The sequence below is a fragment of the Streptomyces hainanensis genome (genome assembly GCF_004348415.1).
GTDB classification, from domain to species: domain Bacteria; phylum Actinomycetota; class Actinomycetes; order Streptomycetales; family Streptomycetaceae; genus Streptomyces; species Streptomyces hainanensis.
On record NZ_SMKI01000277.1, the window covers coordinates 1 to 10,453 of the forward strand.

Genomic DNA, 10,453 nt, shown 5'->3' on the forward strand with positions numbered 1-10,453 from the left:
CAGAGTTCAACCCTTCAGGCCAGCAGCCTCGCGCAACACGTCGTCGAGGGGGCTGGCCTTTGTGCCGAACACCTTCTCGATCCGTGACGCGTCGAGGGTGAACGGCCGGTGCGACAGGTGCGCCGTCGACCGCCTGGAGAGGGAGCGGGACGAGGTGGCCGGCGTCGTCGTCACCTCCGCCAAGCGGACCTTCCTGGTCGGTGCCGACCTCCGCGAACTGCGTGCCGTCACCCGCGAGCGGGCCGCCGACTTCCTCGCCGCCAACCTCGCCGTCAAGCGCACCCTGCGCCGCCTGGAGACCCTGGGCCGCCCGGTGGTCGCCGCCCTCAACGGCAGTGCCCTCGGCGGCGGTTACGAGCTGGCCCTGGCCTGCCACCACCGGATCGCCCTCGACACGCCGGAGTCCAGGATCGGCCTGCCCGAGGTCACCCTCGGCCTGCTGCCCGGCGGCGGCGGGGTCACCCGCACCGTGCGGCTGCTCGGCCTCGCCGGCGCGCTGCCCGACGTACTGCTCGCCGGCCGCCGGCACACCGCCCGTGCCGCGCTCGCCGCCGGCCTCGTCGACGAACTCGCCGACGACCCGGAGGAGTTGCTGACCCGGGCCCGCGCCTTCGTTCGCGCCAACCCCGACGCCCGCCAGCCCTGGGACGCGAAGGGCCACCGGATCCCCGGCGGCACGCCGGGCGACCGCGCCCTCGCCCCGCAACTCATCGCCCTACCCGCCCAGTTGGAGCAGCGGCTGGGCGGCGCGCCGTTCCCGGCCCCACGCGCCGTCCTGGCCGCGGCCGTCGAAGGCGCCCAGGTCGACCTGGAGACCGCGCTGGTCGTCGAGGGCCGCCACTTCACCGAACTGGTCACCGGCCAGACCGCCAGGAACATGATCCAGGGCTACTTCTTCGACCTGCGCGCGGTCACCTCGGCCGGCGGTGCCGCGCGGCCCGCGAACCCGGGCAGGATCGGCGTGCTGGGCGCCGGGGAGACGGCCGCCACCCTCACCCGGGCCTGCGCCGACGCCGGCCTCGACGTCGTGGCCGCCACCGAGGCGGCGGAGTTGGCCGGCTGCGACCTGGTCGTCGAGGCCGCGGCCGACGACGACCTCGCCCACAAGCACAAGGTGCTCCAGGAGATCGAGGACGTCCTCGCCCCCGACGCGCCGCTCTGCACCACCACCGCCACCCTGCCCCTCGCCGCGATCGCCGAGGGCGTCCGGCACCGGGACCGCCTCGTCGGGCTGCGGCTCCTCCCGGCCGCCGAGCCGATGCCGCTGGTGGAGATCGCGCGCGGCCCGGCCAGCGGCGAGGCCACGCTCGCCCGCGCCCGCGCGCTGGCCACCGCGCTGGGCGCCGCGCCCCTCGTCGTCAACGGCGACTACACCCTTCGCCTCACCGGCCGTTACCTCGACGAGGGCGCCGCGATGGTCGGCGCCGGCATCGCCCCCGCCACCGTCGAACAGGCCGCCGCCCAGGCCGGCTTCGGTACCGGGCCGCTCGCACTGCTCGACGAGCTCTCGCTGCCGCTCGCCCGCCGGATCCGCCGCACGGCGGGCCGACCGCGCCCGCCGCACCCGGGGGACGCCGTCATCGACCGGATGATCGACGCGTTCGACCGCCCGGGGCGCGCCGCCGGCGCCGGCTTCTACGACCACCCGAAGGATCCGGACCACCCGGACGGCCGGCGCGCGGGACTGTGGCCGGGCCTGCGGGAGCACTTCGCCCACGCGGGCGCCGCCCCCACCACACCGCCGTCCGCCACCAACCTGCCCGAGCTCGGCGAGCGGCTGCTGTTCGCGGTCGCCCTGGACGCCGTGCGCTGCCTGGACGAGGGCGTGCTCGGCTCCGTCGCGGAGGCCAACGTCGGCTCGCTGCTCGGCGTCGGCTTCCCCGGCTGGACGGGGGGCGTCCTCCAGTTCGCCGACGGCCACCCCGGCGGCCTGCCCGGGTTCGCGGCCCGGGCGGGGGAGTTGCGCGAGGCCCACGGCGAACGCTTCGCCCCACCACCGCTGTTGGCGGCGAAGGCGGCGCGCGGCGAGACCTTCGCGGATGGCTGAAGCCCGTCGGGGCGGTCCGAGGCGATCTTGTCGCTCCCCGGGGGCGGGCGTACGGTCAATCGATATCGAACACGTGAGTTCGTAGTCGACGCACCGGCCCCATGGGGAAGGGAACGTTGGGTGAACATCAACGAAGCCCGGGTGAAGTTCCACGACTTGCGCAACAAGGACGACGGCGTGTCGAGCATGGAGCTCGACCGGATCTGGACCTGTCTCGACGCGGTGCCGGCGAAGGACATCCTGGGCCGCTGGAAGGGCCAGGGGTTCGCCACCGGCCACGGCCTGTACCAGCGGCTGGTCGCCATCCGCTGGTTCGGCAAGACCTTCAACTCGGTCACCGACGCCAAGCCCCTCATCTGCTATGGCGAGAACGGTGAGTTGTTCTCCAACGTCGCGCTCGGCCAGGGCGAGGCCAGTCTGTGGAACATGGAGTTCCGGGGCGAGGTGACGGCCACCATGGTCTACGACGGGCGGCCCGACCTCGACCACTTCAAACGGGTCGATGACACGACCCTGATGGGCATCATGAACGGCAAATCAGAGCTGGTCCTGCACAATGGCGAGCACTTCTACTTCCTGCTGGAACGAGTCTGAGGCTGCTGAGGAGTCCGCGATGCGGATAACGGCCGCGGTGTCGCGGGCCGCGGGGGCCGGGTTCACCCTGGAGACGGTCGAGCTCGACCCGCCACGCGCCGACGAGATCCTGGTCCGGATCGCGGCCGGTGGTCTCTGCCACACCGACCTGGCCATCAGGTCGGCCATCACCCCGGAACACGGCCCGGTGGTCCTCGGCCACGAGGGCGCCGGCGTGGTGGAGGAGGTCGGCGGCGCGGTCTCCGGGGTCCGCCCGGGGGACCGCGTCATCCTCAGCTACCGCAGCTGTCGGCGCTGCGGCCGGTGCCTGGCCGGCCGCCCCGCCTACTGCGAGCAGAGCATGCGGCTGAACAACTCGGGGCGGCGCGCGGACGGTTCGGCCACCATGCGGCAGGCCGGGGCGCCGGTGGCCGGCTCCTTCTTCGGCCAGTCGAGCTTCGCGACCCACGCCCTGGCCTCCACGGACAACGTGGTGGTCGTGGCCGACGAGGGCGCCGACCTGGCCACCGTGGCCCCGCTGGGCTGCGGCTTCCAGACGGGTGCCGGCGCCGTCCTCAACGTGCTGCGCCCCGACCCGGACGCCAGGTTCGCGGTCTACGGCGCGGGCGGCGTCGGCCTGTCGGCGCTGCTCGCCGCCAAGGCGGCCGGCGCCGCCAGCACGGTGGTGGTCGAACCGGTCGCCGTCCGCCGCGAGTTGGCCGACCGCCTGGGCGCCACGGCCGTCATCGACCCGACGGACGGCGACGTGGTGGCGGCCGTCCGCGAGGCCACCGGCGGCGGCCCGAGCCACGCGCTGGACACCACCGGCGTCCCGGCCGTCGTCGCCGACGCCGTCCGCGCCCTGGCCCCCACCGGCACCCTGGTCGTGGTCGGCCTCGGCGCGGCCGAACTCACCCTGGACCTCCAGGACCTGATGCTCAACGGCAAGGCCGTGCGCGGCTGCATAGAGGGCGACGCCGTGCCGCAGCGATTCATCCCCGAGCTCCTCGACCTGCACGCCGCCGGCCGCTTCCCGGTCCAGGAGCTGATCACCACCTACTCCTTCACGGACATCAACCGCGCCGTCGCCGACCAACGCGCCGGCCGCGCGGTCAAACCCGTCCTGGTGTGGTAACCGTCCCGGCACCCCCGGATCAGACGCGCGCCTCGGGCAGCCGGTCCAGGATGGTCGTCACCGTCTCCTCCGGTGTCTGCCGCGAGGTGTCGAGCCACAGCCCGAGGCGCGGGGTCTCCTCGCGCAGCGAGCGGTCCAACTCGGCGACCGTCCAGGCGCCGTAGCCCGACTTCGGCCGCCCCTCCTCACGTCGCGCCACCGCGGCCTGGTCCGGCGCCAGCACCACGAGGTGGCGGGGCCGCGTCGTGACGAACCCGAGGTAGTCGGCCAGCACGCCGCCGAGCACCACGTCCTGCACCACCGCCGTCCACCCGGCCGCCGCGTACCCGTCCGCGACGCCCGCCGCCAGCCGGTAGCGCAACAGGAGTTGCTCCCATGCCTCGGCCGACTCGCCGGGCGCCATCTCGGCCCGCCCGGAGACCATCATCCGCCGGAACACGTCCCCCCGCACGTGCGCGGCCCTCGGCAACCGCTCGGCGAGCAGCTGCGCCACGGTCGACTTGCCGGCCGCCATGACGCCGGTGAGGAGGACCACGGAGGGGCCGGGGTCCGAAGTGCGCTGGTTCATGCGGGAGAAGGTGCCACACCTGCCCGTCCCCGGAAAGTCATGTCCGGCGCGGGACGGCTCCGTCCTGCCAGCGGTGCAGGTCGCGCAGCAGGGAGATCTCGGCGCCGTGATGGATCAGCTCCCTGTTGACGTGCAGGACGATGCCCTCCATCGGAAACCGCTCGGGACCCACCGCGGGCGGATTCTCCAGGTCGGCGTCCGAGAGCCCGCGGACCCCCGCGTTCCATCTCCCGTACATCTCGTCGAGCTGTTTCAGCGCCTCGTCAGCGGTCCCCGCGTAGGCGAACGTCTCGGAGTCGACGTCCTGACCGCCGAAGTGCCATCCGACCCGATAGCCCAGGCACGAGACGATGATGTGCGCCAGCCGCCAGGCGATCGTGGTCACCGGCGCCGGCACCGGGGCGGGGGACGCCGAGTCCATCGTCCAATCCCCCGAACCCGCCGACGCGCCCCGTGGGCGGATGCTCCAGCAGCCGCGCACCGGCTCCCAGAAGTACTCCTCGTCGGTGAGCCCGTGCAGCCGCGGCCGCAGATTCCTGTCCCAGTGCCGGTCCAGCTGGTCCGCGAGTCGCTCGCTTCTCGTCATTTCCGCACACTACCTACGGCGGCGACCTGGGCGGGCCTCCCGGACACCGTCGCCGAGGACGGCTTCGGCCCTCGTCCCCGCCTCCCGCCCGGCTCCGCCGGGCTACGGCAGCGCCACGGCCAGCTTGCCGAGCGCGCCGGCCGTGAAGTCGGTGAAGGCCCGGGCGCCCTCGGCGAGGGAGTAGGTCTGGGTGATGGGGACCCGGATCAGGCCCGAGGCGACGTCGGCGGCCAGCCGGTCGAGGGTCGCGGCGCCGGGGGAGGCCACCACGGAGCTGACCGCGAAGCCCCGGCCGGCGGCCTGTACCGGGCCGAAGCCCAGGGTGGAGGCCATCCGGCCGCCGGCCGCGACCAGTTCGGCCAGGATCTCGCCGTTGCCGGCGAAGTGCAGGGCCGCCGAGACGCCGTTCGGTGCCATCGGGCGCACCTGCGCCAGCAGGTCGTCGCCGTGGTCGACGAGCCGCACCCGGTCGCCGCCGAGCTCGCGGACGAAGTCGGCCTGCCGGCCGGGACGGGCCGTGGCGATCACGTCGGCGCCCGCCGACAGCGCGTACTGGAGGGCGAACGCCCCCACCCCGCCCGTCGCGCCGGAGATCAGGACGAGGTCGCCCGGTGCCGGTCCGACGGCCTCGATCGCGTCGAGCGCGGCCGTGCCGGCGAGGCCGAGCGCGCCGGCGTCGGTCGGGGTGACCCCGGCCGGGATCCTGGCCACCCCGAACTCCTCGGCGACCGTGACGTACTCGGCCAGCGATCCGGTGCCGGGGAAGGCGCCGGTGACCACGCCGAAGACGGCCTCGCCGACCGAGAACCGGCCGACCCGCTCGCCGATCGCGTCCACCGTGCCGGCGAAGTCCTTGCCGAGGACGAAGGGGAACTCCGGCGGCGGGTGGGAGACCAGCCCGCCCGCCACCGCGGCGTCGTAACCGTTGATCGAGGAGGCCGCCACCCGCACCAGCAGCTCGCCGGCCGCCGGGGAGGGATCCGGTAGTTCGGACGGCACGGGCGTGCCGGGGATCTCGTACATCGTCAGGGCGCGCATCGTCGTGGAGGCTATGCGAAGCGGGCCGGCCGCCCGGCGCACCACACAGCCCGCGCCCACGATGACCGGCCATTCGGACGACGTTCGTCGGAGGATAGGCTCGCTGGTCATGGAGTATCGACACCTTGGCCGTAGCGGCCTGCAGATCAGCGAGATCGCCTACGGCAACTGGCTCACCCACGGATCCCAGGTCGAGGAGGAGGCGGCCACCGCCTGCGTCCGCGCGGCCCTCGACGCCGGGATCACCACTTTCGACACCGCCGACGTCTACGCCGAGACCCGCGCCGAGTCGGTGCTCGGCCGCGCGCTGAAGGGCGAGCGCCGCGAGGGCCTGGAGATCTTCACCAAGGTCTTCTGGCCGACCGGCCCCGGTCGCAACGACCGCGGCCTGTCGCGGAAGCACATCATGGAGTCGATCGACAACTCCCTGCGCCGGCTCCAGACCGACTACGTCGATCTCTACCAGGCGCACCGTTACGACCGGTTCACCCCGCTCGAGGAGACCATGTCGGCGTTCGCCGACGTCGTCCACTCCGGGAAGGCCCACTACATCGGCGTCTCCGAGTGGCCGGCGGAGCAGATCCGCCGGGCGCACGCGCTCGCCACCGAGCTGCGGATCCCGCTGGTGTCGAGCCAGCCCCAGTACTCGATGCTGTGGCGGGTCATCGAGCGCGACGTGGTGCCGGCGTCCGAGGAGCTCGGCATCGGCCAGATCGTCTGGTCGCCGATCGCCCAGGGCGTGCTGACCGGCAAGTACCTCCCCGGCCAGGAGGCGCCGGAGGGCTCGCGCGCCACGGACGGCAAGGGCGGCGCGAACATGATCAGCCGTTTCATGCGGGACGAGGTGCTGGAGGCCGTGCAGCTGCTGCGTCCGCTCGCCGACGAGGTGGGGCTCTCGCTGGCCCAGCTCGCGGTGGCCTGGGTGCTGCAGAACCCCAACGTCTCGGCGGCGATCGTGGGTGCCTCGCGGCCCGAGCAGGTCGGCGAGAACGCCAAGGCGGCCGGCGTCCGGCTGGACGTCGACCTGCTGAAGCGGATCGACGAGATCATCCTGCCGGTCGCGGAGACCGACCCGGTCAAGGCCTACCAGAACGTGCCGGCCCGGCGCCCCTGACGGCCCGCGTGCCGTCCGCCGGGGCTGTTCAGGCCCCGGCGGACGCCAGTGCGGCCAGCTGCTCCTGGCCGAGTTTCACGTCCAGGGCGGGCAGCGCGGCGCGGTAGTGCTCGGCGGTGCGGGGGCCGATCAGCGGGATGACCCGGGGGTCGGTCTGGTGCAGCAGCCAGGCGATCGCCAGTTGGTTGCCGGTCACCCCGGCCTCCGCCGCCACCGCGTCGAGCGCCGCCAGCCTGGCGTCCGCGTCGGGCCCGGCGTAGGAGCCCATCATCCAGTGGTCACGGCGCTTGGCCGGGTCGCCGTAGATCCCCTTCAGGATGGGGGAGTAGGCGACGAGCCCCAGGTCCTGGTGGGCCCGCAGGTAGTCGAGCTGTTCGGCGTCGGTGATGCCGGCGGCGTCGTTGCCGGCCTTGGGCCGCAGGTACGAGTGCTGCTGCTGGAGCGCGACCGGCGCCGGCCAGCCCTCGCGCTCGCACAGCTGGCGGATCCGCTCCAGACGCCAGGTGCGGACGTTGGACCAGCCGAGGTACCTGACCTTGCCGGCCGCCACGATGCCGGCCAGCGCCTCCAGGGTCTCCTCCAGTGGCGTCGACCGGTCGTCGACGTGCACGTAGTACAGGTCGATGTGGTCGGTGCCGAGCCGGCGCAGGCTGTCGTCGACGGCGCGGCGCAGGGTCTCGGCGCCGGCGCCCGCGAAGCCGCCGTCGTGCGCGCCGGCCCAGTTCGGCTCGTCGCCCTCGCCCCAGACCCGGGACAGGTCGGGCACCTGGGCGGTGCCCTTGGTGGCCAGGAACACCTTCTCGCGGCGCCCGCCGCCCTGGGCGAACCAGCGGCCGAGCAGCTCCTCGCTGTGGCCGCCGTGGCTGCCGCGCTCGTTCCACCAGGTGTAGCAGTCGGCGGTGTCGAGGAAGGTGCCGCCGGCGGCCAGGAAGTCGTCGAGCATGGCGAACGAGGTGGACTCGTCCGTCAGGGTGCCCATGTTCATGCAGCCGAGCGCCAGCTGGCTGACCTGCTCGCCGGTGCGGCCCAGTTCCACGGTCTTCATTCGGATTTCTCTCCCACGGTTCTCACGGGGGTGTGTCCCCACGAACGCGCCTCACGCTAGGAGTTGGAGCGCACGCCAAGTCAACGTCGCCCGGGGCGGCGGCGCGAAAGGTCTCGAAAACCAGCCGAAAGCATTGGCCGGGCGGGGCGGACCCGCTTTGCTGACTGCCGCGTCGGTCGCGGGGGCGCTTCCGAAGGGGTGTGCGTGATGCGTTTCGCCAGATGGTTGGTCTCCGCCGTGTTGATGGCGATGGTGGCCGTCGGCGCCCTGGCGCCGGTCTCGGCCGCGGCTTCTCCCGTCGCGGCAGCCGAAGCGCTGCCGACCGATCCGAACATCCGGTTCACCGGCCGCTGGGACACCACGAACTCGGCGGCCTACACGCCCTACTGGGCGGGCGCGTACCTCACCGTCGGCTTCACCGGCACCACGGTGCGGCTCCAGCAGCGCGGCACCATCGACCTCTACGCCAGCGTCGACGGCGGCCCGACGGTGTCGTACACCGGGGTCAGCGGGGTGGTGAACCTGACGCCGCAGCCGCTGGCGTCCGGCAACCACACGCTGGTGGTGAGCTACCGGGTGGTGGCCGGCTCCTACCACGGCGACGCCGTGTTCCAGGGGCTCACGCTGGACGCGGGCGCCCGGACGTTCGCCGCGCCGCGCCGGGAGCGGCTGATCGAGTTCGTCGGCGACTCGATCACGGTGGGCACCACGAGCAGCCGCAACCACCTCACCGCCTATCCGTGGCTGATCGGCGAGCAGTTGGGCGCCGACCACACCGCGATCGCCCAGGGCGGCGCCTGCCTGGTGGCCGCCGACTGCGTGGGTCTCGAACAGCAGTTCACCAGGCTGAACCCCAACGCGCCGACGCCCGACTGGGACTTCGCCCGCTACCGGGCGGACGCCGTGGTGATCAACCTAGGTACCAACGACGTCGGGCACGGTGTGAGCGGCGCCCAGTTCCAGACCTCGTACACCAACCTGCTGCGTACCGTCCGGCAGAAGTATCCGAACGCCTGGATCTTCGCGCTCGGCACCTTCCGCGGCCGCTACCTGACGGAGACCAGGGCCGCCGTGTCGACCGTGACGGCGGGTGGCGACGGCCGGGTCTCCTTCGTCGACACCGCCGGCTGGCTGAGCTCGTCCGACCTCTCGGACTCGGTGCACCCGAACGACCAGGGGCACCGGACGATCACCGGCCGGCTCGCGCCGATCATCGCCGCGCGCCTCTGAGCGCGCCGCGGCACCCGGCTGGCCGCCCACTCGTCTGAGTGAGGGGTTTCCCGGACGGGAACGGCCGGCCCGGTGCGTCGCGTCCCGCACCCACCGGGCCGGTCATTCAGCATGACCATGTGACTACTCCCGGTTCGCTGCCCCACGACCCGGTCCGCCTCGCCCCGCGGTCGGCCCGGCGGCTGACACAGGCCGCGCTGCGCGAGGCGGTCGGGCACCTCGACGCCTCCCTCGAGCGGATGTTCGGCTACCACATGGGCTGGTGGGGGGAGCGCGGCGACCCCTGCCCCGAGGCCGTCGAGGGCAAGGCCCTGCGGCCCGCCCTCGTCTTCCTCGGCGCCGACGCCACCGGCGTGGCCGACGAGGCCGCGGAACCGGGCGCCGTCGCCGTGGAGCTCATCCACAACGCCACCCTGATCCACGACGACATGATGGACGGGGACGCCGTCCGCCGGAACCGGCCCGCCGTCTGGCAGGTCTTCGGCTCCGGCTCCGCGATCCTGCTCGGCGACGGGCTGCACGCCGGCGCCGTCGACATCCTGCTGCGCCGCGGCGGCCCACACGCCCCCGACGCGGTCCGGCTGCTCTCCGGCATGCTGATGCGCCTGGTGCGCGGCCAGGCCAGGGACCTCGCCCTGGCCGCCCGCCCCTGGCACGGCCCCGAAGCCGTCGGCATCGCCGAGTACCGGGCGATGGCCGCCGACAAGACCGCCTCCCTCCTGGGCTGCGCCGCCGCCATCGGCGCCCAGCTCGGCGGCGCGCCCCCGACCGCCCTGCGCACCCTCGTCCAGGCCGGCGAGCACCTCGGCCTCGCCTTCCAGTTCGTCGACGACCTGCTGGGCGTCTGGGGACCGCCGCGCGCCACCGGCAAGCAGTCGTCGAGCGACCTGGCCCGTGGCCAGAAGACCCTGCCGCTGCTCACCGCCGTGGGCTCGGGAACGGACCACGGGACGCGCCTCGCCGGCATGCTGGAGGACGGCCTGCCCGACGCGGCGGCCATGGCGCGGGCCGCGGAGCTCGCCGACCGGGCCGGCGCCAGGAGCGCCACCGAGCGCGCCGCCCGACACCACCTCGTCCTCGCCGGACGGGCGCTCGCCTCCCTCGACCCGCCCCCCAC

Annotated in this window: 10 protein-coding genes; 6 read left to right on the top strand and 4 right to left on the bottom strand. The window is 73.7% G+C overall.

The window, feature by feature from the left end; translation table 11 throughout:
• Positions 1 to 61 precede the first annotated feature (61 nt).
• From E1283_RS23320 to E1283_RS23330, 3 genes are all read left to right on the top strand, one after another.
• A complete protein-coding gene (locus E1283_RS23320) occupies positions 62 to 2,047 on the top strand; it encodes an enoyl-CoA hydratase-related protein (RefSeq protein ID WP_243745041.1) in 1,986 nt (661 codons plus the stop codon).
• A 120-nt stretch (positions 2,048 to 2,167) separates the two neighbouring features.
• A complete protein-coding gene (locus E1283_RS23325; protein WP_132820086.1) occupies positions 2,168 to 2,641 on the top strand; it encodes a DUF4334 domain-containing protein in 474 nt (157 codons plus the stop codon).
• Positions 2,642 to 2,660: 19 nt separating this feature from the next.
• A complete protein-coding gene (locus E1283_RS23330) occupies positions 2,661 to 3,755 on the top strand; it encodes an NAD(P)-dependent alcohol dehydrogenase (protein WP_132820087.1) in 1,095 nt (364 codons plus the stop codon).
• A gap of 19 nt (positions 3,756 to 3,774) precedes the next feature.
• On the opposite strand, the gene E1283_RS23335 is transcribed toward E1283_RS23330, so the two are convergent.
• The 3 genes from E1283_RS23335 to E1283_RS23345 all read right to left on the bottom strand — a co-directional run bounded on the left by E1283_RS23335 (position 3,775) and on the right by E1283_RS23345 (position 6,058).
• The gene (locus E1283_RS23335; protein WP_132820088.1) at positions 3,775 to 4,323 is read right to left on the bottom strand and encodes an AAA family ATPase; all 549 of its coding nucleotides are present in this window, start codon (positions 4,321 to 4,323) and stop codon (positions 3,775 to 3,777) included.
• A 37-nt stretch (positions 4,324 to 4,360) separates the two neighbouring features.
• Positions 4,361 to 4,909 (bottom strand): DinB family protein, encoded by a 549-nt coding sequence (locus E1283_RS23340; RefSeq protein ID WP_132820089.1) that lies wholly within the window; start codon positions 4,907 to 4,909, stop codon positions 4,361 to 4,363.
• A 102-nt stretch (positions 4,910 to 5,011) separates the two neighbouring features.
• Complete coding sequence (locus E1283_RS23345; RefSeq protein WP_243745042.1) at positions 5,012 to 6,058, bottom strand: NADP-dependent oxidoreductase; 1,047 nt, start codon at positions 6,056 to 6,058, stop codon at positions 5,012 to 5,014.
• Here E1283_RS23345 and E1283_RS23350 point away from each other — a divergent pair.
• Positions 6,057 to 7,061, top strand: coding sequence for an aldo/keto reductase family protein (locus E1283_RS23350; protein ID WP_132820090.1), 1,005 nt, complete (start codon positions 6,057 to 6,059; stop codon positions 7,059 to 7,061). The genes E1283_RS23345 and E1283_RS23350 overlap by 2 nt on opposite strands.
• Before the next feature lie 28 nt (positions 7,062 to 7,089).
• Here E1283_RS23350 and E1283_RS23355 read toward each other — a convergent pair whose 3' ends face one another.
• Positions 7,090 to 8,106, bottom strand: coding sequence for an aldo/keto reductase (locus tag E1283_RS23355; protein WP_132820091.1), 1,017 nt, complete (start codon positions 8,104 to 8,106; stop codon positions 7,090 to 7,092).
• Positions 8,107 to 8,313: 207 nt separating this feature from the next.
• Here E1283_RS23355 and E1283_RS23360 point away from each other — a divergent pair, with 207 nt between their 5' ends.
• Entirely contained in the window at positions 8,314 to 9,336 is a 1,023-nt protein-coding gene (locus tag E1283_RS23360; RefSeq protein WP_132820092.1) for an SGNH/GDSL hydrolase family protein, read from the top strand.
• Between the two features lie 119 nt (positions 9,337 to 9,455).
• Positions 9,456 to 10,453, top strand: a 998-nt coding sequence (locus E1283_RS23365; protein ID WP_243745043.1) for a polyprenyl synthetase family protein, incomplete at its 3' end; no start/stop codon positions are given.

What these genes read in the sequence shown, in the direction of transcription:
- E1283_RS23330 (WP_132820087.1), top strand. Translation starts at nt 2,661, where the DNA reads ATGCGGATAACGGCCGCGGTGTCGCGGGCCGCGGGGGCCGGGTTCACC.
- E1283_RS23335 (WP_132820088.1), bottom strand. Translation starts at nt 4,323, where the DNA reads ATGAACCAGCGCACTTCGGACCCCGGCCCCTCCGTGGTCCTCCTCACC.
- E1283_RS23340 (WP_132820089.1), bottom strand. Translation starts at nt 4,909, where the DNA reads ATGACGAGAAGCGAGCGACTCGCGGACCAGCTGGACCGGCACTGGGAC.
- E1283_RS23350 (WP_132820090.1), top strand. Translation starts at nt 6,057, where the DNA reads ATGGAGTATCGACACCTTGGCCGTAGCGGCCTGCAGATCAGCGAGATC.
- E1283_RS23345 (WP_243745042.1), bottom strand. Translation starts at nt 6,058, where the DNA reads ATGACCAGCGAGCCTATCCTCCGACGAACGTCGTCCGAATGGCCGGTC.
- E1283_RS23355 (WP_132820091.1), bottom strand. Translation starts at nt 8,106, where the DNA reads ATGAAGACCGTGGAACTGGGCCGCACCGGCGAGCAGGTCAGCCAGCTG.
- E1283_RS23360 (WP_132820092.1), top strand. Translation starts at nt 8,314, where the DNA reads ATGCGTTTCGCCAGATGGTTGGTCTCCGCCGTGTTGATGGCGATGGTG.